The following is a 23,792-nucleotide window of genomic DNA, read 5'->3' on the forward strand; positions in this document are numbered from 1 at the left end:
GTGGGGTCGGGCAGCGACCTGGAGCGGTACCTCAGACGGCAGGCGAGCATGGTGATATGTCCTCACTCAGGGTGTCCACGCCCTGGTTCGACGAGACCGACGACGAGAGTTCCTGGCTCCCGGGGCTACCTACCCCGGTGACAGTGGCGGGACCGCGCCGGACTCGCACCGGCTTCCTCTCCATGCCGTCGTACATGGCCCCGGCAGTCCACCACGGGCCCGGAAGGGCCGTCAACTTGCCGTTGACCTGGGGCGGGGGAGTGTGCCGAGGCCCACATACGGGCCGTCGCGGCTGTCACGAAAACGTGGGGTGGGGGGCGGGGCACCCGCCCCCCCCCCCCCCCCGGCGGGGGGGGGCCCCCCCCCCCCCCGCCCAAAAACCACCCAAACCCCCCCCCCCCCCCCCGCGGGCGACCCCGCGGGTGGGGCCGGGGTGGGGGGGGGGGGGGGGGGGGGGGGGGGGGCGCCCCCCCCCCCCGGGGGGGGGGGGGGGGGGCCCCGGGGGGGGGGGGGGGGGCCGGCCCCCCCCCCCCCCACCCCACGAGGGCCGTGCGCGTCGCCTCAGGCGACGATCAGATAGATCCCGTACGCCACCGCCGCCGCGCAGGCGGCGAAGCAGGCGTATGCGCCGGTGACCGCGAGAGCGGCGGAGCCGCCCTGGGCCGAGGCCTGTTCCTGGCGGGTCAGGCCCTTGATGCCGAGGGTGAAGAGGGCCACGAGAGCCACGGTGACCACGAGGCTGACGCCGAAGACGGAGCCCAGCGCTTCCCAGTCGATCTTCATGCCGGTGATTCCTTCGTTGACGTGGGGTGCGTGGGGCTCAGACGGCGGCCGGCGGGGCCGGCTCCGCCGTCGCGGCGATCGGGGCGGGGATGGTGGCCGTGAGGTCCTCGGTCACCGTGCCGGCGGGGGGCGGGGTGACCGCGGCGATCGCCGTGGTGACGACGCCGGCCGGCTCCTCGCTCTCGTTGACGTTGGTGTGGTCGACGACCTCGCGGCGCGAGATCTTCCAGATCGCCGCGCTGGAGCCGACGAGGAAGACCGCCACCAGGGCCGTGCCCCAGCTGCCGAGGTCGCAGACGGACTCGGCGATGGCGCCCACGAGTGCCGCGGCCGGGAGCGTCAGGCCCCACGCCACGAACATCCGGGTCGCGGTCGACCAGCGCACCACGCCGCCCTTGCGGCCGAGACCGGCGCCCATCACCGAACCCGAGACCGAGTGGGTGGTGGAGAGGGAGAAGCCGAGGTGCGAGGAGGCGAGGATGACCGTGGCCGCGGAGGTCTGGGCGGCGAAGCCCTGCTGCGGCTGGAGGTCGGTCAGGCCCTTGCCCATGGTGCGGATGATGCGCCACCCGCCGAGGTAGGTGCCGAGCGCGATGGCGAGACCCGCGGAGAGGATGACCCACATCGGCGGGTCGGAGTCGGGGGCGACGGCACCGCCGGCGACCAGGGCGAGCGTGATGATGCCCATGGTCTTCTGCGCGTCGTTCGTGCCGTGGGCGAGGGAGACCAGGCCGGCCGAGGCGATCTGGCCCGCGCGGTAGCCCTTCTCGGAGGACTTGCTGCCCTCGGACTTCTTCCCGAGCGAGTACATCAGCCGGGTGGCGAGCAGCGCGGCGACGCCCGCGACCAGGGGGGCCGCGATCGCCGGGATCAGAACCTTGGTGACGAGCACGTCGCCGTGGACGGCACCCGTGCCGGCCGAGGCGATGGTGGCGCCGATCAGTCCGCCCATGAGGGCGTGGGAGGAGCTGGAGGGAAGCCCGACCAGCCAGGTCAGCAAGTTCCAGAGGATCGCGCCGACCAGGGCGGCGAAGATGACCTCGGGACGTATGCCGCTCTCGTCGACGAGACCCTTGGAGATCGTGTTGGCGACCTCCACGGAGAGGAAGGCGCCCACAAGGTTCAGCACGGCGGACATGGCCACCGCGACCTTGGGCTTGAGCGCACCGGTCGAGATGGTGGTGGCCATCGCGTTCGCGGTGTCGTGAAAACCGTTCGTGAAATCGAACGCGAGTGCGGTTACGACCACAATCGCGAGGATCAGCGAGAAGTTTTCCATTTACCCAGGCAATCGTTCGAGCGTCATTGGCTCGTTGAACGTAAGCAACCAGGATGAACGGAAGGTGAACTGAGGCGGGCCGCACGGTGACTGGAATCGAGGGTTTCCCCTCCGATCCTCCCGCGCGGCCCGAGCACCGCCCGAATCACGCCCCCAGCCGCCCGCCCGGCCGCCGCCCGCAGTGTCCCGGCCCGGTCCCGTCGTACGCCCCCACCTGACAGGATCGGCGCATGGCTGAGCAGCGACGCGAGCAGCGGGACGGGCACGGTGCCGGGCAGGGCGCACAGGAGGCGCCGGGGCCGTGGCGGCGGAGCGTGCGCGCCGAGGAGGCACACGCCTGGGAGGAGCTCGTGGCGACCGCCCGGCGCACCGTCTCCGACGGGCTCGTCGTCGGCACCTCCGGCAACGTCTCGGTCCGCGTCGAGGACACCGTGCTCGTCACCCCCTCGGGGGTGCCCTATGACCGGCTGACGCCCGACGACGTCACCGGCGTCGACCTCGACGGCCGCCAGGTCCTCGGCCGGCTCGTCCCCACGAGCGAACTCCCCATGCACCTCGCGATCTACCGCACCGGCGACGCCGGCGCCGTCGTCCACACCCACGCCGTCCACGCGACGGCCGTCTCGACGCTCGTCCCGGAGCTCCCGGCGATCCACTACATGTCCGGCGCGCTCGGCGGCGCCGTCCGGGTCGCCCCGTACGCGACGTACGGCACCGAGGAGTTGGCCGCGCACATGCTCCACGCCCTCGCCGACCGCACCGGCTGCCTGCTGCGCAACCACGGCACCATCACCTACGGCGCCACCCTCGACCAGGCCTTCGACCGCACCGCCCAGCTGGAGTGGATGTGCCGTCTGTGGCTGACGGCGTCCTCGGTGCCGGGCCTCAGCCCGACGCTCCTGTCGAAGGACCAGGTGGCGGAGGCCGGCCGGAAGCTGCGGGGGTACGGGCAGCGCGGGTGACGAGGGTCCCCGGCCCCCCCCACGCGTCGCGCTGCGATCCGCGGCACCCCGGCTCACCGCGCGACACGGCGATTCACCCCGAACCGCCCTCCCACTGGCCCGGCACCGGGTCCACCAGGACACTGGACGGGTGCGCACTGTCAAAGCAACGGCCGCCGCCGTCACCGTGGCCCTGGCCGCCGGCGCCGCGAGCGTCGCCGTCGGCCGACTCGCCAGCGACGCCGCCCTCAAGGCGCCCCCGGGCGGGCCCTTGCCCACCGAGCCCCGGCTCACCGTGCACGCCACGGCCGCGGGCCAGGTCGCCCTCACCCGGGACCTGGCCGCGCTGCGCCCCGGCACCTACGGCCTCGCCGGGGAGGCCGCCCACGCCGTCGTCGGCCCCGTCCTCGACACCGCCGCCCACACCGCCGACACCGTCGTGCGCCGCCTTGAGCGGGTCACGCGCGGCACCCTGCGCCCCGGCGACACCGTGTGGTTCACCCCCAACGTCCACGTCGGCGACCCCGTCTCCGCCCTCGGCATCGCGTACCAGGAGGTCGGCGTCCCGGGCGAACTCGGCACCCTGCCCGCCTGGTTCGTCCCCGGCATCCGGGCCACCTGGGTCATCTCCGTGCACGGTCTCGGCACCACCCGCGAACTCTCCCTGAACGTCCTGGAGTTCCTCGCCGCCAGCCGCTTCCCCGTGCTCGCCCTCGGCTACCGCGGCGACCCCGACGCCCCCCGCCCGCCGGACGGCCTGAACCACCTCGGCGAGACCGAGTGGCGCGACCTGGACGCGGCGATCCGCTTCGCCGTTCGCAACGGCGCCCGGAAGGTCGTCCTGCACGGCTGGTCCACCGGCGCCACCATGGCCCTGCGCGCCGCCGCCCACTCCGGGGTCCGCGACCGCATCTCCGGCCTGGTCCTCGACTCCCCGGTGCTCAGCTGGGAGACCACCCTGCGCGCCCTCGCCACCGCCCGCCGCACCCCGGGCGCCCTGCTCCCGCTCGCCGTGCGCGCCGCACAGGGCCGCACCGGGCTGCACGCCGACGCCGCCGCCGAGGCGGCCGACCCGGACCTGCTCAGGGTGCCGACGCTGATCGTGCACGGCCCCGACGACACCATCGCCCCCTGGACCCACTCGCGCCGCCTCGCCGCCGCCCGCCCGCAGCGGATCGCCCTCCACACCGTCCCGCACGCCCCGCACGGCGCCATGTGGAACGCCGACCCCGCCGGTTACGAAGAGGTCCTCCGGCGCTTCCTCACCCCGCTGATGTAACGCCGCCCCGGCCGGTCCTGGAGCCCGGCCCACGGATTCCGTTTAAGGCCGTACCACTGGCCGGTTCGGGTCCCCCGAGCGCCCGCCGGACGCCGTGCCTTGGCCCTCTCCATCGCCCGCCGTTACATTCCGTTTGGGTTTTCGGACCGTCAACCGGAAGACTGCACCCGTGACGTCCCGTATCCCGCGCGACTCCAGGCTTCGACTCGTCCGACCGCGACCCCTGGCCGCCGCCCCCCGAGCGATGACCCAGCGGCCCTCCCGCCGCCCCGCACCCCGCCCCCCGGAGGGCACCCCGGCCCAGGCCGAGCTGGCCAGAATGGCGCGCTCGCAGCTGGCCGGCGCGGCCCGCGTCGCGCACTGGGCCGACGCCGCGCTGGGCCCGGGCCGGGACGCCGGACAGGCCGACGGCACGGCCACCCTCTCCGACAGCAGCGCCGAACGGGCCGCCGCGGACCTGGGGCTGACCGCGGCTCAGATCCGCGCCGACTGGGACACCGCACGGCTCGCCGGCCTCGTCGAGGTGCACGGCGGCAGCGCCCGCCCCGGCTGGCGGCTGCGTGCCTGGCACCGCGACGACAGCGCCGTGCTGCGCGGCTGGGTCGCCCTCTTCGACGCCTGGTCGCTCGCTCACCCGGAACCCGCCGAGCACGAGGCCGCCACCGTCGCCGAGGTCGTCTCGGCCATGCCGCAGGTGCTCTCCTTCCTCCAGCTCTCCGCCGGCCCCGTGCCCGTGGCACAGCTGCTGGACCTGCTGGAGCAGCGGGTCACCGAACTGCGCACCGAGCGCTGCGAGATCCCCTACGGCCCGCAGCCCGACCCCGACCGGGAGCGGGCCGAGGACGCCCCCCTCGAACCCCTCCTCGACTGGGCCCTGCGCGCCCTCGCGTCCGTCGGCGCCCTCACCTACGGCGACGGACAGGCCACGCTGACCCCGCTCGGCAACTGGGCGGTCTGGGTCAAGCTGGAGCAGATCTGCGTGGCCGCGCAGAGCCCCGCCGGGAACATCGAGGCCGTCGCCGAGGAGATGCTGCGCGGCTGCGCCCAGCTCCGTCCCAAGGCGGCCCGCGACGAGTACCGCGCCTGGCTCGCCGCCCGCCCGGTCGGCAGCGCCGTCACCGAGCTGCTCGCCGCCGCCCGCGGCGAGGACGCCCTGCTGCGCGGCCTCGCCTTCGAGGCGCTGCGCGTCGTCGGCGCCCCTGCCGAGCCCGATGTGCGCGCGGTGACCGAGGAGCCCGTGCTGCGGCCCTACGCCCTGCTCTGGCTGGCCGAGCACGACGGCGTGGACCCCGAGGACGCCCACGAGGTGCTCACCCGCGAGGAGGCCACCTGGCTGTGGGTCGACACGGCGGCCGCCGTCGCCGACCACGGCGAGGCGCCGCTGCTGGTGCGCCACCTGGAGGCCGCGGTGCAGCCGACGGTCCCCATGCTGCTCGACGAGGTGCGCGCCGTCGGCCACCCCCGCACGGTGCAGGTGCTGGTCGCGCTCGCCGCGGCCCACCCCGACCCCGCGCTCGCCAAGGCGGTGCGCAGGGCGGCCTTCCAGGTGCACACGGGGAGCAGCTGAGGGCCGCTCAGCCCTTGATGTCGGGCGCGTACGTGCCGAAGCTCCAGACGTTGCCCTCGACGTCCCGGGCGATGTAGTCCCGCGAGCCGTAGTCCTGGTCCGTCGGGGGCATCAGGATCTCCGCGCCCTTCTCCACCGCGCGCCGGTGGTGTGCGTCGACGTCGTCCACGACGACGTACACCCCGGTGGTGCCGGCGTCCTTCATCGCCGCGTCGAAGAGGCCGCCGCGCCCCTTGGAGCCGAGCATGATCGCGCCGTTGCCCTGGACCAGCTCGGCGTGCTGCACCAGGCCGTCCTCCCCCTCGTACACCGCCAGCTCGGTGAAGCCGAAGGCCTCCGTGAGCTGCCTGATGGCCGCCTTGGCGTCCGTGTACAACAGGGTCGGGTAGATGCTGGGGCGTGTGCCGCTCGTGCCTGCCATGCCGATCACTCCCTCGTGATCAAATGCCGCGTGTCCGATGTGTCGTCCAGTCTGGCGGCGCCCACTGACAACGGCCCCGACCAGCGAGAACACGGCAGGGGCGTCAGCGGAAGGTGTCGCACCGGGCCATGTCGCCGGTCTCGAATCCCTGGTGGAACCACTGCTGCCGCTGCGCCGCCGACCCGTGCGTCCACGACTCCGGCGTCACCCGCCCCTGGAACCGCTCCTGGATCCGGTCGTCGCCCACGGCCGCGGCGGCGTCCAGACCGTCGGCGATGTCGGCCTCGGTGAGGCTGGTGATCAGCGGCCGCCCGGTCGACTCGTCCTTGGTCGTGGTCGCGTGGTGCGCCCACACGCCCGCGTAGCAGTCCGCCTGGAGCTCCACCTTCACCGCGTTGCTGTTCTCGCCCGTGCGCCCGTCCTGGGACCGGCCCAGGGTGCCCATGAGGTCCTGCACGTGGTGTCCGTACTCGTGCGCGACCACATAGGCCTGGGCGAAGGCGCCACCGCTCGCACCGAACGTCGAGCGCAGTTCGTCGAAGAAGCCCAGGTCCAGATAGACCTTGCGGTCCCCGGGGCAGTAGAACGGCCCGACCGCCGAGGTCGCCGCCCCGCACGCGGTGCCGACCCGTTCGCTGAAGAAGACCGTGGGGGAGCGGGAGTACGTCCCGCTGCGCCGCTGGAACTCCTGGTCCCAGTAGTCCTGCACGCTGTTGACGACGGCCACCATGCGGCAGTCGTCCCTGGTGTTCGCGTCCTGCCCGGTGCGGCAGGACTGCTGGACCTCGGCCAGGCTCGACGCCGTGGCGGCCGGCTGACCGCCGCCCTCGTCGGTGAGCCCGAGCTGGTCCGGTCCCACGCCCAGGAACAGCCCCAGCAGCAGCGCGATCAGCCCGGCGATGCCCCCGCCGACGGTCGCCCTGCCCCCGGGGATGCGGCTGCCGCGCACGTCCTGGACCTCGGAGGTGTCCAGTCTGGCGTCGTCGTCGAACTGCATGCCGACATCGTGGTCCACGGCCGCGGCCCACGCACCCCGAACGGCCCGGAACACCCGCATCGAAAAAGTGCTTGCATGCCCCCGTTAGACTTGGCACATGGCCATTCTCCTCGCGCATTAGACGGCGGGAACGTCCTCAGCCGCCCACCTGCCAACCGAATCTGCCCTGGAGTCTGTCCGTGATCTCCGCCACCGGTATCGAGCTGCGCGCCGGCGCCCGAGTCCTCATCGAGTCCGCCACCTTCCGTGTCGCCAAGGGCGACCGCATCGGCCTGGTCGGCCGCAACGGCGCCGGGAAGACCACCCTGACCAAGGTCCTGGCCGGCGAGGGCATCCCCGCCGCGGGCCAGGTCACCCGCTCCGGCGAGGTCGGCTACCTCCCGCAGGACCCCCGCACCGGCGACCTCGACGTCCTCGCCCGCGACCGCATCCTCTCCGCGCGCGGTCTCGATGTCCTGATGCGCAAGATGCGCGAGAACGAGCAGCGGATCGCCAACGGCCAGGGCGGGACCCGGGAGAAGGCGCTGCGGCAGTACGAGCGCCAGGAGACGGAGTTCCTCACCAAGGGCGGGTACTCCGCCGAGGCCGAGGCCGCCACCATCGCCGCCGCGCTGAACCTGCCCGACCGGGTGCTGGGCCAGCCGCTGCACACGCTGTCCGGTGGTCAGCGCCGCCGTATCGAACTGGCCCGGATCCTGTTCTCGGACGCGGACACCCTGCTGCTCGACGAGCCCACCAACCACCTCGACGCCGACTCGATCGTCTGGCTGCGCGACTACCTCAAGACCTACCGCGGCGGCTTCATCGTGATCTCCCACGACGTCGACCTGGTCGAGACGGTCGTGAACAAGGTCTTCTACCTGGACGCCAACCGCGCCCAGATCGACGTCTACAACATGGGCTGGAAGCTGTACCAGCAGCAGCGCGAGGCGGACGAGAAACGCCGCAAGCGTGAGCGGCAGAACGCCGAGAAGAAGGCCGCGGCCCTGCACTCGCAGGCTGACAAGATGCGCGCCAAGGCCACCAAGACGGTCGCCGCGCAGAACATGGCCAAGCGTGCCGACCGGCTGCTCGCCGGCCTGGAGGCGGTCCGGGTCTCCGACAAGGTGGCCAAGCTCCGCTTCCCGGACCCCGCGCCCTGCGGCAAGACCCCGCTGACCGCCGAGGGCCTGTCGAAGTCCTACGGCTCGCTGGAGATCTTCACCGACGTCGACCTGGCCATCGACAAGGGCTCCCGGGTCGTCATCCTCGGCCTCAACGGCGCCGGCAAGACGACCCTGCTGCGGCTCCTCGCCGGTGCCGAGCAGCCGGACACCGGTGCCGTCGTGCCCGGTCACGGGCTCAAGATCGGCTACTACGCCCAGGAGCACGAGACCCTGGACCCGGACCGCACGGTCCTGGAGAACATGCGCTCCGCCGCCCCCGACATGGACCTGGTCGAGGTCCGCAAGGTGCTGGGCTCGTTCCTGTTCTCCGGCGACGACGTCGACAAGCCCGCGGGCGTGCTCTCCGGCGGTGAGAAGACCCGGCTCGCCCTCGCCACCCTGGTCGTCTCCTCGGCGAACGTGCTGCTTCTGGACGAGCCCACCAACAACCTCGACCCGGCCAGCCGTGAGGAGATCCTCGGCGCGCTGCGCACCTACAAGGGCGCGGTCGTGCTGGTCACCCATGACGAGGGCGCCGTCGAGGCGCTCCAGCCGGAGCGGATCATCCTGCTGCCCGACGGGGTCGAGGATCTGTGGGGTTCCGACTACGCGGACCTCGTCGCCCTCGCTTGATCGAACGGTTGATCAACTGCGTAGGGATCATTCGGCCTACCGGTGATCCATCATCTGTGTGAGATCTCCTCGTACCGAGGTGTGTCCTACATCTTTTTCGCGGCCGAGCCCTCCATCCGCGAGGGCTCGGCCGCTGCGCGTCTCTGACCAGCAACTTCACAAGAGAACTCGTTCGGCGGTACGAACGACCCGTCGCGGAATTACGGACTCCGTATGTGGGGACGCGCTCCTGTCGTCACAAGCTTGTCTTACGGACCTTGCCGAATGGGTGGCCATGAAGCCCCGGAGGGGTGATCATGAGGAGACCAGAGCGCACTTCCCATGAGGAGGCACGGGTGGCCGAGACTCTGAAGAAGGGCAGCCGGGTAACCGGCGCCGCGCGCGACAAGCTCGCGGCAGACCTGAAGAAGAAGTACGACTCCGGTGCGAGCATTCGGGCGCTGGCCGAAGAGACCGGCCGCTCGTATGGCTTCGTCCACCGGATGCTCAGCGAGTCCGGCGTCACGCTCCGTGGGCGTGGCGGCGCGACCCGCGGCAAGAAGGCCGCGTCGTCCTGAACCCGGGCGGCCCCTCGGCTTCGATGGTGGCCACCCGGTCGGTCTGCTGACCGGTCGGGTGGTTACTGTGCAGTCACTTAGCCGTGCCGTGTGGCACGGCGGATGACCGCACTCATCGGAGGCGCCCCATGGGCCAGGAACTCGTTCCCCTGCTCGACAAGGACGGCGTACGGCTCACCGTCGACGACGCGCTCGCCACGGTGACGCTGACCAACCCCGCCAAGCGCAACGCGCAGAGCCCCGCTCTGTGGCGCACGCTCGCCGAGGCCGGTCGGCTCGTGCCCGGCTCCGTCCGTGTCGTCGTGCTGCGCGGTGAGGGCAAGTCCTTCTCCGCCGGGCTCGACCGGCAGATGTTCACGCCGGAGGGGATCGAGGGCGAGCCGTCGTTCATCGACCTCGCCCGCAGCGGCGACGCCGAACTCGACGCCGCCATCGCGGAGTTCCAGGAGGGCTTCACCTGGTGGCGGCGCAGCGACGTCGTGTCCATCGCCGCCGTCCAGGGGCATGCCATCGGGGCGGGCTTCCAACTCGCGCTCGCCTGTGACCTGCGCGTGGTGGCCGACGACGTGCAGTTCGCCATGCGCGAGACCAGCCTCGGACTGGTCCCCGACCTCACCGGCACGCACCCCCTCGTCTCGCTGGTCGGCTACGCCCGGGCGCTGGAGATCTGCGCCACCGGGCGCTTCGTGACGGCCGAGGAAGCGGTGAACACCGGCCTCGCCAACCTCGCCGTGCCCCTGGACCAGCTCGACGGCGCGGTGCGCGACCTCGCCGCGGCGCTCCTCGCCGCCCCCAGGGACGCCGTCATCGAGACCAAGGCCCTGCTGCGCGGCGCCCAGGACCGCACCTACGACGAGCAGCGTGCCGCCGAGCGCGCGGCCCAGGCACGGCGGCTGCGGGACCTGGCCGGCGTCGGCGAGTGACCTCTCACCCGACGAGGGTGACCAGCACCGCCACCGTCGGGTGACCGGGGAGCGCCTTCCCCACCTCTTCACGGACCGCCCGGGCGACCTCCACCGCCCGGCGCTCCGCGGCCACCGCCACCTCCACCCGGACGTGGCCTCGCGGCAGGGCCGTCCCGTCCTGCCGCTCCTCGACCTGCACCCCCCGCCCGAGCGCCGCCGTCAGCCCGGTCACCCCGGGCACCGACAGCGCCGCGACGGCCGCGGGACCGTCGGCGGCCTGCTCCGGCGGCGGCTCGGGCCGCCGTACCTCAGCGGCCTGTGGCGCCTCGTCCAGCAGTGTCGTCACCCGCAGGTCCACCTCGGTCACCGTCAGACCGAGCCGCTCGGTCGCGGCGGTCACCAGCGTGGCGCGCAGCAGGGCCGCCGCCGCGGGCAGCGGCTCGTCCGCCGTGGCCGCGATGTCGGCCGTCACCCGCAGCGTGCCCGGCGGCAGCGCGCTGGGCGGCGGCGGTACGACCGGTTCGCGCACGTCCTCGGGATCGGCGAGGGCGATCCGTAGCCCGTCCAGCCGTACCCCGTGCACTTCCCGTGCCGCGTGCCGCAGTACCGCCTCGGCAGCCCGCTCCGAGATCCACGCGCCGTCCTGCGCGCCCCCCAACGGCAGCAGCCTGCCGAGACCCAGCTGATGCCGTACCGCCTGCGTCCACCGGTCCGCTGTCATGGCCCCAGCCTGCCGCATCGGCGGCGCGCGAGGGCGCAACCCCGCTTACGGTGGTCGAAGGACGACCACAAGGGAGGACGTACGGCGATGACCGATATGACGCAGACCCCTGAGGCGGAGACGGGCGTGCAGACACGCAAGCCCACCAAGCGCGGCGGCGGCGACCCGGCGACCCGGGGACGGACCACCATCGCGGACGGCGTCGTGGAGAAGATCGCCGGGCTGGCCGCCCGGGACGTCGTCGGCGTCCACGCCATGGGCAGCGGGCTCTCCCGCACCTTCGGAGCCGTACGGGACCGGGTGCCGGGCGGCTCGAAGTCCGTCACGCGGGGCGTGAAGGCCGAGGTCGGCGAGGTGCAGACCGCGCTCGACCTGGAGATCGTCGTCGACTACGGCGTGTCGATCTCCGATGTCGCCCACGCCGTCCGGGAGAACGTGATCGCGGCGGTGGAGCGGATGACCGGACTGGAGGTCGTCGAGGTGAACATCGCCGTGAGCGATGTGAAGCTGCCCGACGAAGAGGAAGAGGAGCCGGAGCCCCGGATCCAGTGAGGACGTGAGGACCGTGAGGGCTGAGGGGAGCGCACCATGAGCATGGCCGTGGTCGGCTTGATCGCCGGTATGGCGCTGGGCTTCGCCGGGTACTTCGGCGGATTCGGCGCCTTCCTGCTGGTGGCGGCCCTGGGCGCCATCGGCTTCGTCGTCGGCAGGTTCCTGGAGGGGGACCTGGAGGTCGGCGACTTCTTCCGCACCCGTGACGACCGCCGCGACCGGCGGTGACCTGGGTGACCACCGAGACCCTTGCACTCCGCGGACCACGGACCGCCGTACCGCCCGGCGAACGGGGCGCGACCCGCATCGCCGACCGGGTCGTGGCGAAGATCGCCTCCCAGGCGGCGCGCGAGGTGGTCGGGGACCTGCCCGGTGAGGCCGCGCCCGCGCACGCCACGGTGGTCGTCCATCACGACGTGGCCCGAGTCCGGGTCCATCTCGAACTCGACTACCCCACCGACATCGGAGCCCGCTGCGCGCGGGTGCGTCGTCATGTGGCGGAGCGGGTACGCGCGTTGGTGGGAATGCAGGTGCCGGAAGTCGCCGTCCAGGTGGAGCGGCTGCATCCGGCGCACGGCGCGGCACAGGGGAGGACGCGATGAGCGAGCCCCAGGGCTCCGAGGGCACGACACGGCGGATGCCGGTCCTGGAGAAGGAGAGCGAACCGGACCCCGCACCACCGCCACCCCCGGTCCCGCAGGAGGCCGAGGGCGGACACGAGAGCCGCTTCTGGTCGGCGCGGCGCGTCCCCGCGGCCGTCACCGCGCTGCTGCTCCTGGCGGCCGCGGGACTCTTCCTCTACGACGTCACGGCGGTCCGCGCCGAACAGCCCGCCATGCGCTGGCGCCGCGAACTGGCCGACCAGCTCGCCGCCCGTCCCCTCGACGACACCTGGGTCCTCGTCGGCGCCGGCGTCACCGCGGCCCTCGGTCTCTGGCTGCTCGTCCTCGCCGCCACCCCCGGCCTGCGCGACGTCCTGCCGATGCGGCGCGTCCAGACCGACGTACGCGCCGGCCTCCACCGCGACGCCGCCGCACTGGTCCTGCGCGACCGGGCCGTGGAGGTCCCCGGCGTCCAGGCCGTCCGCGTCCGGCTGTCCCGCACCAAGGCCGACGTCGGCGCGGTCGCGCACTTCCGCGAACTGGACGACGTGCACGCCGAACTGGACGCCGCCCTCGGCGAGGCGATCAGGGGGCTGGGTCTGTCCCGGCCGCCCGCGCTGTCGGTGCGGGTACGGCGTCCCGGGAAGAAGGGGTGAGGGCGATGCTCCGGATCGTCAACCGTGTGCTGCTCGGCGTCGTCGGGCTCGTCCTGCTCGTGGCCGGCGGCTCGGTGCTGGCCGTGGGCCTGGGCCTGAACCCGCCCTCCTGGTGGGTCCATGACGGCCGTCACGACGTACTCCTCGACGACTCCGCGCGCACCCGTTGGGAGGACCGCGGCTGGTGGTGGCCGACGGTCCTGGCCGTGCTCGCGCTCCTCGTCCTGGCCGCCCTGTGGTGGCTGATCGCCAACCTCCGCCGGCACCGGCTGACCGAGGTCCTGGTCGACACCGGCGACGGCGAGGGCGCGCTGCTGCGGGGCCGGGCCCTGGAGGGCGTCCTGGCGGGCGAGGCCGCGGAACTGGAGGGCGTGGCCCACGCCCAGGCCCGTCTGACCGGCCGGCGCGACGCCCCGAGGACCCGCGTACGGCTGCTGCTGGAACCCCACGCGGACCCCGGGACGGCGCTGACCAGTCTGTCGGCGTACGCGCTGACGCACGCGAGGAACTCGGCGGGGCTGGCGTCGCTGCCGGCGGAGGTCCGGATGAAGGCGGTCAAGCACCGTGCGGAACGGGTGAGCTGACGCCCCCTCAGGGGCGTCGGTACCCACCGCGCGCGGTGCTCAGAACCCGCGCCGCATGCCCCCGTCGACGGGCACCATGATCCCGGTCAGATAGGAGGCGGCGGGCGACAGCAGGAACGCCGCCGTACGCCCGAACTCCTCCGGCGTCCCGTACCTCCGCAGCGGGATCCGCGACTCGTTGGCCGTGCGCGTGGCCGCCGGGTCCGCGGAGAGACCGTCCAGCTCGCGCACCCGGTCCGTGTCGATGCGGGCCGGCAGCAGGCCCACCACCCGGATCCCGCGCGGCCCCAGCTCGTCGGCGATCGACTTCGCGAACCCGGCGAGCCCGGGCCGCAGCCCGTTGGAGATGCTCAGCCCCGGGATCGGCTCGTGCACCGAGCCGGACAGCACGAAGCCGATGACCCCGCCCGCCTCCAGCTCGGCCGCCGCCGCGCGGGCCAGGCGCACCGCGCCCAGGAACACCGACTCGAAGGCCGCCGCCCACTGCTCGTCCGTGTTGTCCGCGAGGAACCCCGGGGCCGGGCCGCCGACGCTGACGAGGATGCCGTCGAAGCGGCCGAAGTTCTCCCGGGCGGCCGCGATCAGCCGCTCCGGCGCCTGGGGATCGGCGTTGTCGACGGCGACCCCGACCGCGTTCGGCCCCAGCTCGGCCGCCGCGTCGGCGACCCGCTTCTCGTCCCGTCCGGTGAGCACGACCTTCGCCCCATCGGCGACCAGCTCGCGCGCGGAGGCGTTGCCGAGACCGCGCGTGGCCCCGGTGACGACGTACACGCGGTCCTTCAGTCCAAGATCCATGGCCCTATCCTGCCTCCTCGTCCCCGAACAGGGCGAGGGCGGTGTTCACCAGACCGATGTGGCTGAACGCCTGCGGGAAGTTGCCCAGGTGCAGGCCGTTCACCGGGTCGTACTCCTCCGACAGCAGCCCCACGTCGTTCGTCAGCGCCACGAGCCGCTCGAACAGCTGCCTGGCCTCCTTCTTCCGGCCGATCATGTGCAGCGCGTCGGCCAGCCAGAACGAGCAGACCAGGAAGGTGCCCTCGCCGCCGGGCAGCCCGTCCACCGTCGTACCGGCGGTGCTGTAGCGGTGCACGAGGCCGTGGTGGCCCAGCTCGGCGTGGATCGCCTCGACCGTGCCGACCACCCGGGGGTCGTCGGGAGGCAGGAAACCGACGCGCGGGATGAGCAGCAGCGCGGCGTCCAGCTCGCGGGAGCCGTAGGACTGGGTGAAGGTGTTCCGCTCGGTGTCGAAGCCCTTCTCGCACACCTCCTGGTGGACCTCGTCGCGCATCGCGCGCCAGCCCTCCAGGTCGCCGGGCAGCTCGGGGTGGGCCTCCAGGGTGCGCACCGCGCGGTCGGCCGCCACCCACACCATCACCTTGGAGTGGACGAACTGCCGCCGCCCCCCGCGCACCTCCCACAACCCCTCGTCGGGCTGCTGCCACGCCGAGCGCAGGAAGTCCATCAGCGAGCACTGCAGGGACCATATGTGCGGCTCGACGGACAGCCCCGCAGTGCGGGCCAGCGAGAGGGAGTCCATGACCTCGCCGTACACGTCGAGCTGGAGCTGCTTGACGGCCTCGTTGCCGATCCGGACCGGCTTGGAGCCGGCGAATCCGGACAGCCACGGCAGCTCGTACTCGGGCAGCCGGCGCTCACCCGCCAGGCCGTACATGATCTGCAGGTCCGCGGGGTCGCCGGCGACGGCGCGCACCAGCCAGTCGCGCCACGCCTCGGCCTCCTCGTGGTAGCCGGCCGAGAGGAGCGCGCCGAGCGTGAGGGTGGAGTCGCGCAGCCAGCAGTAGCGGTAGTCCCAGTTGCGGACGCCGCCCAGTTCCTCGGGCAGCGAGGTGGTGGGGGCGGCCACGATGCCGCCGGTGGGGACGTAGGTGAGGGCCTTGAGGGTGATCAGGGAGCGCAGCACGGCGTCCTTGTGCGGGCCGTCGTAGCGGCACCGGGCGGACCACGCCTGCCAGTCCTCGACGCTCGCCCGCAGCGCGTCATAGGGGTCGATCTGCGGTGGGGGCGCTTCGTGCGAGGGGTGCCAGGTGAGCACGAACGCGACCTTCTCGCCCTCCTTGACGGTGAACTCGGAGTGCGTCCCGAAGTTCTCGCCCCAGGTGTGCACCTCGGGTTCGCTGCGCAGCCACGCCGAGTCCGGGCCCGCGACGGCGATCCGGTGGCCGTCGGTCCGGCGCATCCACGGCATGACCGAGCCGTAGTCGAAGCGGAGCCGGAGCGTGCTGCGGACGGTCACCTCGCCGCGCAGACCCTCGACGATCCGGACCAGATCGGGGGCGCGGTCGCGCTGCGGCATCAGGTCGGTGACGCGCACCGCCCCCTCGTCGGTCTCCCAATCGGTGTCCAGCACCAGGGTGCCGGGGCGGTAGGCGCGCCGACTGCACGGGCCGTCTACACCTGCGGGCGCGATCCGCCAGTGGCCGTTCTCCTCGTCGCCCAGGAGTCTGGCGAAGCAGGACGCGGAGTCGAAGCGGGGCAGGCACAACCAGTCGACACTCCCGTCCTTGCCGACCAGGGCCGCTGTCTGTTCATCGCCGATCAGGGCGTAATCCTCGATACGGGGCACGCAAGAGCGGGTTCCCGGCTGACCAGGGGCGCAATCAGGGGGAGGCCGGCGGAGTGAGATCTTGGCGGCGGGAGGACGACGCCTGCTGCTCGGTGGGCTCCGTGGCCATGGGCGGCGGGTGGGTGTTGTGGCTACGCCCGGCGGTGGGTGCTGTGGCTACGGGCGGCGGGTGGGTGCTGCGGCTACGCCCGGCGCTGGGCGTTGTGGCTACGGGCGGCCTCAGACCGCCGCCGGTTCCGCCTCCGTCGTGGAGTCCCGCTCCGCCGCCTCCCGGCGGTCCCGCAGCTCGCGTCGGACGAGGACCACCCAGCCGATCGGCACCCCCGCGGCGAACAGCCACCACTGGTACGCGTACGCGTAGTTCAGCGGGGCGTTCTCCTTGCCCGGCCTGCCCAGCAGCTCCGGGGTGTCGCCCTTGGGCTCGGGCGCGGTCAGGACGATGTAACCGCCGAGGACCTGCTTGCCGAGGCGCCGGCCCTCCTGCTCGCTGTTGATCAGCATGATCTGGCGGTCGGGCAGCCCCTTGAGGTTCTTGATGCCGCTCGCCTCGGTCGTCTCGTCGGGCATCAGCCGCCCGGTGACGGTGACCTCGCCCGCCGGGGGCGCCGGCACCTTCGGGAAGGCGCTCTGGGTCGCCCCGGACGGCACCCAGCCGCGGTTGACCAGCAGCACCTTGCCGTCGTTCAGGACGAACGGGGTCAGCACGTGGTAGCCGACCTCGTCGTCGGAGTTGGTGCGGCGGCGCACGACGAGTTCGTCCTCGGCGTCGAAGCGCCCCTTGGCGGTCACCGACCGGTACCGCTCCTTGCTGGTGACCGTGTGCCCGGCGGACGTCATCTTCTCCACCGGCACCGGGTCCGCGGAGAGCGCGTCGGAGACCAGCTGGTTGCGGGCGCTGCGCTCGTCGTAGCGGTGCATCTGCCAGATGCCCAGCCGGATCATCGTGGGGATGAGGACGAGGGCGACCAGCGTGAGGATCACCCACTGCCGGGACAACAGGAAGCGGTACACCCCACGACCGTACAACTCGGACCGCGGGGTGTTCGCACAGGGGTGTGGTCGGACGGACCGGCCACCATGGTCAGACGCGGTCGACGATGCCCACCTTTCCCTCCGCACGCGCGCAGTGGGCGCCGCAGTACCAGTGGCCCTCGACCTCGACGCCCTGGCCGATGATCTGTACCCGACAGTGCTCGCAGATGGGTGCCATACGGTGGATCGCGCAGGAAAAGCAGTCAAATACGTGCACTGCGCCCTGGGCGTGGATCTCGAACGTCATGCCGTAGTTGTTGCCGCATACTTCGCAAGTCGCCATGCGCCACAGGGTGGGCCGTCACCCCGGCACGAACCAGTCGGCGGCGGGCGAGTCGCGGCGCAATCACCCGTCCGTACGGTCGCCTGCGGTACGGCTCGTGCGTCGGCGTACGGCTGCTGCGCGGGGTCGGTGCCGGTCGCCGTGCGGCCGCTTTGGACGGGGGCCGGTGGCGGCCGCCGTACGGTCACGCCGCGGGGTCGGTGCCGATCCCCGTCCGCGGTGTCTGTGCCGGCCGCCGTACGGGGTCCACCGCGGTCCCCTTCCGTCACCCCTCCGAGGCCGGTGCCACGTTGCCGAGGAGTTGTCCGAAGGCCGCCTCGTCGACGACCGGGGTGCCGTACTGCCGGGCCTTGACCACCTTGGACGTCCCCGAGTCCGGGTCGTTGGTGACGAGCAGGCTGGTCAGCCGGGAGATGCTGGTGGCGACATGCAGCCCGGCCTCGATCGCGCGGTCCTCCAGGAGGTCGCGCTCGGTCGAGGTGTCCCCCGAGAAGGCCACGCGCATGCCCTGCTTGAGCGGCTTGCCCTCTTCGTAGCGCCCTGGGTTGGGATGGGGGCATGCGGGCCTTTTGCGGGTCGGACGCCAACTGGTCGGCCGATAGCTGCCGTAGGACGACTGCTGCTGCCGGGGCACGGCCCGGTCGGTCCACTCGGTCAGCGGCCGGCACTCGTGCAGCGGCAACCGGACGCTCCGGGAGGCCGCGGTCAGCAGGCTCGGCCGGAACGCCTCCGCCAGCACGCGCGCGTCGTCGAGCGCGTGGTGCGCGCGCCGCTGCACGACGCCGAAGTGGGCGGCCAGCGACTCCAGCTTGTGGTTGGGCAGCGGCAGGGCCAGTTCCTTGGACAGCGCGATGGTGCACAGCCGCTGACGGACCGGTGCCTCGCGCTTCGCGCGCGCGTACTCCCGCGCGATCATCTGCCAGTCGAAGACCGCGTTGTGCGCGACGAGCACCCGGCCGTCCAGCCGGGCGGAGAACTCCTCGACGACGTCCTGGAAGAGGGGCGCGCCCCGCAGCACGTCACTCGTCAGACCGTGGATCCACACCGGGCCCGGGTCCCGCTCCGGGTTGACCAGCGTGTACCAGTGGTCCTCGACCTCGCCGCGCTCGTCCAGCCGGTAGACGGCCGCGGAGATTATCCGGTCGTCCCGGGCAAGGCCGGTGGTCTCCACGTCAACGACCGCGTACCCCTTCGGATACGCGGCCGGCCACGCTGTGGGGGCGGACGCTGCGGTCGTGCGGTCTTCGAGCATGGTCCCTGAGGATACGGGCCCCCACTGACAGCGCCGCGCACACCCGGCCACCTCTAGGGCCGCTCCAGCAGAGACTCCGTCAGCGCCCGCACGGAGGTGACGAACAGCCGTTCCTCGTTCACCGGGCGCGCGAACGCCCGGGCGAGCGCCGGGTCGCCGTACCCGGTCGACTCCTCGGCGGGCCGCTGTGCCGGCGCCCGTTCCCGGTTGCGCTCCACCAGGACGAAACCGACAACCTGGAACTGCACCGCCCGCACCGCCTCCGCCGCGCGGGCGCCCCGCAGCCCGGCCGCGTGCACCTCGCGCACCAGCGCCTGCCGCGCGGGCAGGAACATCCGCTCGGTGAGGCCGCGTTCGTGGACCATCCCGATCAGATGCGGGTGGTCGCGCAGCCGCCGGCGCAGGATGCGGGCCACGGAGACGATCCGCTCCGCGGGGGTGCGCCCGGTCGGCCGGAACGCGCCCAGATCGGCCACGGTCCGCTGCACGAGCGCGTCCAGCAGGGACTCCCGGTTGCCGACGTGCCAGTAGATCGAGGTCACCGCGGTGCCCAGCTCGGCGGCGAGCTTGCGCATCGTCAGCGCCTCGGGGCCGTGCTGCCTCACCAGGTTCGCGGCGGTGTCCAGGACCTCGTCGCGGGTGAGCGGCGGTCTCGCCATGCTGCCCCCAAGTCCGGCTGGTGCACGCGTATTTACCCGGCAAGGGGAGTGCTGTAACTGTGTTACAGGTGACGGCCCATCAGAAAGGGCGGTACGACATGGCACGCGTACGGTACGGCGCACGGACCGAGGCGGAGATCGCCGCCGCGCGCACCGCGAGCTCCAGGCTCCCCGACATCTGGTCCACCGGTGTGGCGGCGGTGTGGGAGACCGACCCGGACGCCCTCGCGGCGGTTCTGCCCCCACCCCTGAAACCGACGGGCCGGCCGCTGGCCCGGGTCACCATCAGCAAGGTCGACCTGCCCGGACAGCCGCTGGGAGCGGGCTCGTTCGCGGTCTCGGCCTCCCATGACGGCGTCGAGGGCTGGTACCCCCTCGTCATGCCGATGACCCACGAGCGCGCCCTCGTCGGCGGCCGCGAGGTCTTCGGGGAGCCCAAGAAGCTCGGCGAGGTGGTCGTCGAGCGCGACGGCCTGGTCGTCCGCGCCCGCCTCGCCCGGCACGGCATCGCCTTCGTGGAGGTGCGGGGCGCGGTCGCCGGGGAGCTGCCCCTTCCGGAACCCACCCGGAAGACCGACTTCTACTTCAAGTTCCTGCCCGCGGTGGACGGTTCGGGCTTCGACGCCGACCCGGTGCTGGTGCACTGCCTGCGCAACGAGAAGGTCCGCCGACTGGAGCGGGTCACCGGCGACGTCGTCCTGCGCGAGTCGATGTACGACCCGGTCGCCGACCTCCCCGTGCGCCGGCTCCTCGAGATCACCCTCGGCGAGAAGACCAGCGACCAGCGGGGCACAGTCGTCGAACGGGTCGACGCGCGAGCGCTGTTGCCGTACATCCACCAGCGCTACGACGATCCCGCCCAGATCCTCGACGCGCCGTTGCGGGGGAGTGCCTGATGGACCTCGCGGAAGGACAGGTCGCCGTCGTCACCGGCGCCGCGAGCGGCATCGGCCTCGCGATGGCCCGTCGGTTCGCCGCCGAGGGCCTGAAGGTCGTCCTCGCCGACGTCGAGAAGGACGCGCTGGAGGCGGCGTTGGAAGGGCTCCGCGCGGAGGGCGCGGACGCGCACGCACGCGTGGTGGACGTCGGCGAACGCGAACAGGTCTTGGAACTGGCGGACTTCGCCTACGGGACGTACGGCGCCGTCCATGTGCTGTGCAACAACGCCGGGGTCGGCTCGGGCGCCGAGGGCCGGATGTGGGAGCACGAGCCGAACGACTGGAAATGGGCCTTCTCCGTCAATGTGTGGGGCGTCTTCCACGGCATCCAGGCATTCGTGCCCCACATGATCAAGTCGGGTCAACCCGGTCATGTGGTCAACACGTCCTCCGGTGACGGCGGCATCGCCCCGCTGCCCACCGCCTCCGTGTACGCCGTCACCAAGGCGGCCGTCGTGACGATGACCGAGTCCCTGTACGCCCATCTCAGGGCGGAGCACGCACGCGTGGGCGCCTCCGTCCTCTTCCCCGGCCCGCACATGCTCCGCACCGGCCTGTGGGAGTCCCACCGCAACCGCCCCGAGCGGTACGCCAAGGAGAGGCCGCGCAGGACGCCGTATCGCAGCCTCGACCAGTGGGAGGCGGCGATGAGGGAAGCGGGCCGGGAGGTGGAGTTCACCCCCGTCGAGCAGGTCGCGGAGACCGTGGTGGACGGCATCCGCGCGGACCGCTTCTGGATGCTGCCGGCAAGCGAGCACAGCGACGCCCAGATCAGGGCGCGGGCGCGGTCGATGCTGGAGCGGGCCAACCCGTCGTACCTGGAGAACTTCATTCTCGACGAGGGGTCTCGATGACCGACAAGGACGAGCCGTACCTGATCATCTCCTCCGACTGCCACGCCGGCCTCCCCACCGAGGAGTACCGGCCCTACCTGGACCCCCGTTTCCACCGGGACTTCGACGACTTCCTCGCCGGGCGCGACCGGCGCCGCGAGGAGATGACCCGGCTCGGCATCCGCAACGAGGCGTTCGCGAACAAGTGGTTCCAGGACAACGAGGAGGGCCTGCGCGGGGGCTGGGACACCGCCCAGCGGCTGAAGGAGCTCGACGGCGACGGGGTGGCCGCCGAGGTGGTCTTCCCGGACGCCGACGCGGTCGACAGCCAGACGGCGGCGCCCTTCGGGGTGGGGCTCGGACTCTCCGGCGACCAGGACCCGGAGCTCGGCATGGCGGGCGCACGGGCGCACAACCGCTGGCTGGCCGACTTCGTCTCCGAGCACCCCGAACGGCACTGCGGAGTGGCCCTGTTGCCGGTCACCGCGGACACCGACCAGGTCGTCGCGGAGATCCACCGGGCCAGGGAGTCCGGGCTCGGCGCCCTGATGATCCCGTCCATGTGGGTCGACAAGGAGCCCTACCACGACCGCCGTTACGACCCGGTGTGGGCGGCGGCCGCCGAGTGCGGCATGCCGGTCCTCACCCACTCCGGGGCGGCCCCGCGCCACGAGTACGGCGACCACCTCGGCATCTACGTCTCCGAGGTCACCTGGTGGCCGGCCCGTCCGCTGTGGTTCCTCCTCTGGTCCGGCGTCTTCGAGCGCCACCCGGGGCTGCGGTTCGGGGTCGCCGAGTCGGGCTGCTGGTGGCTGCCGAACCTGCTGTGGTTCATGGACCGCCTCTACCTCGGCGCCCACGGCGGCAAGAAGCTCTCGCCGTTCCAGGAGCTCAGGCGCCCGCCGCACGAGTACCTCGACCGGCAGGTGTTCATCTGCGCCACCAACACCAAGCGCCGCGAACTGGCCCAGCGCTACGAGATCGGGGTCGACAACATCCTCTGGGGCAGCGACTTCCCGCACCCCGAGGGCACCTGGCCCGACACGCGCGCGTGGCTGCGGCGCACCTTCCACGACATCCCCGTCGCGGAGACCCGCCGCATGCTGGGTCTGGCCGCGGCGGAGGTCTTCGGCTTCGACACCGACAAGCTGGCCCCGCTCGCCCGCCGCATCGGACCCACCCCCGACGAACTCGGCCAGTCCGCCGACCAGACGGCCGTGGAGGCCTCCTGGTCGCGCTCGCGCGAGGTGGGCCGGCACTGGCTGACCGACCACGACTTCCCTGTCCTGGGGGCATCCTCATGACCGACCGCTACACGGTCATCTCGGCCGACTGCCACGCGGGCGCCGACCTGCTGGACTACAAGCCCTATCTGGAGAGCCGCCACCACGACGAGTTCGATGTGTGGGCGGCGACCTACGTCAACCCCTACGAGGACCTGCTCGCCGACACCGCCGACAAGAACTGGAACTCCGAACGGCGGCTCGCGGAGCTGGAGGAGGACGGGATCGTCGCGGAGGTGGTGTTCCCCAACACCATCCCGCCCTTCTTCCCGTCCGGCTCGCTCATGGCACCCGCTCCGGAACCGGCGGAGTTCGAGCGCCGCTGGGCCGGCCTGCGCGCCCACAACCGCTGGCTGGCGGACTTCTGCGCGGCCGCCCCCGGGCGGCGGGCCGGCGTCTTCCAGATCCTCCTCAACGACGTCGAGGAGGCGGTGAAGGAGATCCGCCGGTGCGTGGCGGCGGGCCTCAAGGGCGGGCTGCTGCTCCCCGGCACACCGCCGGGCTCGGGCCTGCCCGAGCTCTACTCGTCCACGTACGACCCCATCTGGGCCGTCTGCGCGGAACTCGGCGTCCCGGTCAACCACCACGCGGGCTCGGCCTCCCCACCGCTCGGCGACGAACCGGCGGCCCGCGCGGTCTTCATGGTCGAGACGACCTGGTTCTCCCACCGGGCGCTGTGGCACCTGGTGTTCGGCGGTGCCTTCCGCCGCCACCCGGACCTGAGGCTGGTCCTGACCGAGCAAGGCTCGGGCTGGATCCCCGGGGTGCTGGAGATGCTGGACTACTACCACGGGCGCCTGGTCGCGGCGGCGACCAGGGCGTCCACGGCGGAGTCCAAGTTCGGCGCGGGGCTGGCGGCCCGGATGGGCGACGCGCCCTCCGAGGTCTGGCGCGACAACTGCTTCGTCGGCGCCAGCTTCATGCGGCCGCACGAGGTGCCGCTGCGCGACCGGATCGGCGTCGACAAGATCATGTGGGGCAGCGACTACCCGCACGACGAGGGGACGTACCCGTACTCGCGGGAGGGCCTGCGGTACGCCTACGCGCGCGTGCCGCGTGCGGAGGTCGCCGCGATGGTCGGCGGCAACGCCGCGCGCGTGTACGGCTTCGACCTCGACCTCCTCGACCCCATCGCGGCGAAGGTGGGCCCGACCGTGGAGGAGATCGCCGAGCCGCTGACCGAGCCACCGGCGGACGCGACGAGCCCGGTGTTTGCGAAGGGGGCGTCGGTGCGGGTCTGGTGAGCGCGGTATGGGTCCGAGTCCGGGTACGGACTCGGCGAGGGTCTGCGTAGGTGCGGTGGGCG

General features: G+C 72.6%; 26 protein-coding genes and 1 riboswitch. Of the genes, 15 read left to right on the forward strand and 11 right to left on the reverse strand.

What is annotated here, in order from left to right; genetic code table 11:
- Window positions 1–86: 86 nt before the first annotated feature.
- Window positions 87–220, reverse strand: a riboswitch (cobalamin riboswitch).
- A gap of 341 nt (window positions 221–561) precedes the next feature.
- On the reverse strand, window positions 562–783 hold the full coding sequence (locus ACH41F_RS38605; protein ID WP_391230435.1) for a hypothetical protein: 222 nt from the start codon (window positions 781–783) through the stop codon (window positions 562–564).
- A 37-nt stretch (window positions 784–820) separates the two neighbouring features.
- On the reverse strand, window positions 821–2,062 hold the full coding sequence (locus tag ACH41F_RS38610; protein ID WP_391230437.1) for an inorganic phosphate transporter: 1,242 nt from the start codon (window positions 2,060–2,062) through the stop codon (window positions 821–823).
- A gap of 230 nt (window positions 2,063–2,292) precedes the next feature.
- On the opposite strand from ACH41F_RS38610, the gene ACH41F_RS38615 reads away from it, so the two are divergent.
- The 3 genes from ACH41F_RS38615 to ACH41F_RS38625 all read left to right on the forward strand — a co-directional run bounded on the left by ACH41F_RS38615 (window position 2,293) and on the right by ACH41F_RS38625 (window position 5,849).
- Window positions 2,293–3,024, forward strand: coding sequence for a class II aldolase/adducin family protein (locus ACH41F_RS38615; protein WP_391230439.1), 732 nt, complete (start codon window positions 2,293–2,295; stop codon window positions 3,022–3,024).
- A 130-nt stretch (window positions 3,025–3,154) separates the two neighbouring features.
- Window positions 3,155–4,282 (forward strand): alpha/beta fold hydrolase, encoded by a 1,128-nt coding sequence (locus ACH41F_RS38620; RefSeq protein ID WP_391230441.1) that lies wholly within the window; start codon window positions 3,155–3,157, stop codon window positions 4,280–4,282.
- 169 nt (window positions 4,283–4,451) lie between these two features.
- Window positions 4,452–5,849, forward strand: coding sequence for a hypothetical protein (locus ACH41F_RS38625; protein WP_391230444.1), 1,398 nt, complete (start codon window positions 4,452–4,454; stop codon window positions 5,847–5,849).
- 7 nt (window positions 5,850–5,856) lie between these two features.
- On the opposite strand, the gene ACH41F_RS38630 is transcribed toward ACH41F_RS38625, so the two are convergent.
- The gene (locus tag ACH41F_RS38630; protein ID WP_391230445.1) at window positions 5,857–6,270 is read right to left on the reverse strand and encodes a VOC family protein; all 414 of its coding nucleotides are present in this window, start codon (window positions 6,268–6,270) and stop codon (window positions 5,857–5,859) included.
- A 103-nt stretch (window positions 6,271–6,373) separates the two neighbouring features.
- Entirely contained in the window at window positions 6,374–7,267 is an 894-nt protein-coding gene (locus ACH41F_RS38635) for a neutral zinc metallopeptidase (protein WP_391230447.1), read from the reverse strand.
- A gap of 179 nt (window positions 7,268–7,446) precedes the next feature.
- Between ACH41F_RS38635 and ACH41F_RS38640 the strand changes: the two genes are divergently transcribed.
- The 3 genes from ACH41F_RS38640 (at window position 7,447) to ACH41F_RS38650 (ending at window position 10,525) form a co-directional block, all read left to right on the forward strand.
- On the forward strand, window positions 7,447–9,045 hold the full coding sequence (locus ACH41F_RS38640) for an ATP-binding cassette domain-containing protein (protein ID WP_391230449.1): 1,599 nt from the start codon (window positions 7,447–7,449) through the stop codon (window positions 9,043–9,045).
- Window positions 9,046–9,380: 335 nt separating this feature from the next.
- Window positions 9,381–9,602, forward strand: coding sequence for a helix-turn-helix domain-containing protein (locus ACH41F_RS38645; RefSeq protein WP_004002281.1), 222 nt, complete (start codon window positions 9,381–9,383; stop codon window positions 9,600–9,602).
- A gap of 128 nt (window positions 9,603–9,730) precedes the next feature.
- Window positions 9,731–10,525, forward strand: a complete 795-nt coding sequence (locus ACH41F_RS38650) for an enoyl-CoA hydratase-related protein (protein WP_391230452.1) — start codon at window positions 9,731–9,733, stop codon at window positions 10,523–10,525.
- A 4-nt stretch (window positions 10,526–10,529) separates the two neighbouring features.
- Here ACH41F_RS38650 and ACH41F_RS38655 read toward each other — a convergent pair whose 3' ends face one another.
- Window positions 10,530–11,228, reverse strand: coding sequence for a nucleopolyhedrovirus P10 family protein (locus ACH41F_RS38655; protein ID WP_398839613.1), 699 nt, complete (start codon window positions 11,226–11,228; stop codon window positions 10,530–10,532).
- Between the two features lie 87 nt (window positions 11,229–11,315).
- Here ACH41F_RS38655 and ACH41F_RS38660 point away from each other — a divergent pair, with 87 nt between their 5' ends.
- Genes ACH41F_RS38660 through amaP form a run of 5 tightly spaced genes read left to right on the forward strand, consistent with a single transcriptional unit; the run spans window position 11,316 to window position 13,622 of the window.
- On the forward strand, window positions 11,316–11,780 hold the full coding sequence (locus ACH41F_RS38660; protein ID WP_391230455.1) for an Asp23/Gls24 family envelope stress response protein: 465 nt from the start codon (window positions 11,316–11,318) through the stop codon (window positions 11,778–11,780).
- 36 nt (window positions 11,781–11,816) lie between these two features.
- Complete coding sequence (locus ACH41F_RS38665) at window positions 11,817–12,008, forward strand: hypothetical protein (protein WP_391230457.1); 192 nt, start codon at window positions 11,817–11,819, stop codon at window positions 12,006–12,008.
- 5 nt (window positions 12,009–12,013) lie between these two features.
- Window positions 12,014–12,382, forward strand: coding sequence for an Asp23/Gls24 family envelope stress response protein (locus tag ACH41F_RS38670; RefSeq protein ID WP_391230459.1), 369 nt, complete (start codon window positions 12,014–12,016; stop codon window positions 12,380–12,382).
- Entirely contained in the window at window positions 12,379–13,038 is a 660-nt protein-coding gene (locus tag ACH41F_RS38675) for a DUF6286 domain-containing protein (protein WP_391230461.1), read from the forward strand. The genes ACH41F_RS38670 and ACH41F_RS38675 overlap by 4 nt, the downstream gene beginning before the upstream one ends.
- 5 nt (window positions 13,039–13,043) lie before the next feature.
- The gene (gene amaP, locus ACH41F_RS38680) at window positions 13,044–13,622 is read left to right on the forward strand and encodes an alkaline shock response membrane anchor protein AmaP (protein ID WP_391230463.1); all 579 of its coding nucleotides are present in this window, start codon (window positions 13,044–13,046) and stop codon (window positions 13,620–13,622) included.
- Window positions 13,623–13,661: 39 nt separating this feature from the next.
- Here the strand turns inward: amaP and ACH41F_RS38685 are convergent, their stop codons facing one another.
- From ACH41F_RS38685 to ACH41F_RS38710, 6 genes are all read right to left on the reverse strand, one after another.
- Window positions 13,662–14,417 (reverse strand): SDR family oxidoreductase, encoded by a 756-nt coding sequence (locus ACH41F_RS38685; protein ID WP_391230465.1) that lies wholly within the window; start codon window positions 14,415–14,417, stop codon window positions 13,662–13,664.
- 4 nt (window positions 14,418–14,421) lie between these two features.
- Entirely contained in the window at window positions 14,422–16,206 is a 1,785-nt protein-coding gene (locus ACH41F_RS38690) for a glycoside hydrolase family 15 protein (protein WP_391230467.1), read from the reverse strand.
- Window positions 16,207–16,425: 219 nt separating this feature from the next.
- Entirely contained in the window at window positions 16,426–17,217 is a 792-nt protein-coding gene (locus tag ACH41F_RS38695; protein ID WP_391230469.1) for an SURF1 family cytochrome oxidase biogenesis protein, read from the reverse strand.
- A 70-nt stretch (window positions 17,218–17,287) separates the two neighbouring features.
- Window positions 17,288–17,521 (reverse strand): hypothetical protein, encoded by a 234-nt coding sequence (locus tag ACH41F_RS38700; protein WP_289916469.1) that lies wholly within the window; start codon window positions 17,519–17,521, stop codon window positions 17,288–17,290.
- A 265-nt stretch (window positions 17,522–17,786) separates the two neighbouring features.
- Window positions 17,787–18,773 carry a DEDDh family exonuclease gene (locus tag ACH41F_RS38705; protein ID WP_391230472.1) on the reverse strand — a complete coding sequence of 329 codons (987 nt, stop codon included), beginning with the start codon at window positions 18,771–18,773 and terminating at the stop codon, window positions 17,787–17,789.
- Between the two features lie 53 nt (window positions 18,774–18,826).
- Window positions 18,827–19,432, reverse strand: coding sequence for a TetR family transcriptional regulator (locus tag ACH41F_RS38710; protein WP_391230474.1), 606 nt, complete (start codon window positions 19,430–19,432; stop codon window positions 18,827–18,829).
- Window positions 19,433–19,530: 98 nt separating this feature from the next.
- On the opposite strand from ACH41F_RS38710, the gene ACH41F_RS38715 reads away from it, so the two are divergent.
- Genes ACH41F_RS38715 through ACH41F_RS38730 form a run of 4 tightly spaced genes read left to right on the forward strand, consistent with a single transcriptional unit; the run spans window position 19,531 to window position 23,730 of the window.
- Window positions 19,531–20,328: an acetoacetate decarboxylase family protein gene (locus ACH41F_RS38715; protein ID WP_398839614.1), complete on the forward strand. Its 798-nt coding sequence runs from the start codon at window positions 19,531–19,533 to the stop codon at window positions 20,326–20,328.
- Window positions 20,328–21,224 carry an SDR family NAD(P)-dependent oxidoreductase gene (locus ACH41F_RS38720; RefSeq protein ID WP_391230477.1) on the forward strand — a complete coding sequence of 299 codons (897 nt, stop codon included), beginning with the start codon at window positions 20,328–20,330 and terminating at the stop codon, window positions 21,222–21,224. The genes ACH41F_RS38715 and ACH41F_RS38720 overlap by 1 nt, the downstream gene beginning before the upstream one ends.
- Window positions 21,221–22,507, forward strand: a complete 1,287-nt coding sequence (locus tag ACH41F_RS38725) for an amidohydrolase family protein (protein ID WP_391230479.1) — start codon at window positions 21,221–21,223, stop codon at window positions 22,505–22,507. The genes ACH41F_RS38720 and ACH41F_RS38725 overlap by 4 nt, the downstream gene beginning before the upstream one ends.
- Window positions 22,504–23,730, forward strand: coding sequence for an amidohydrolase family protein (locus ACH41F_RS38730; RefSeq protein WP_398839615.1), 1,227 nt, complete (start codon window positions 22,504–22,506; stop codon window positions 23,728–23,730). The genes ACH41F_RS38725 and ACH41F_RS38730 overlap by 4 nt, the downstream gene beginning before the upstream one ends.
- The last annotated feature ends 62 nt before the right edge of the window (window positions 23,731–23,792 follow it).

The organism is Streptomyces sp. NPDC020489 (assembly GCF_044386545.1).
Taxonomy (GTDB): Bacteria; Actinomycetota; Actinomycetes; order Streptomycetales; family Streptomycetaceae; genus Streptomyces.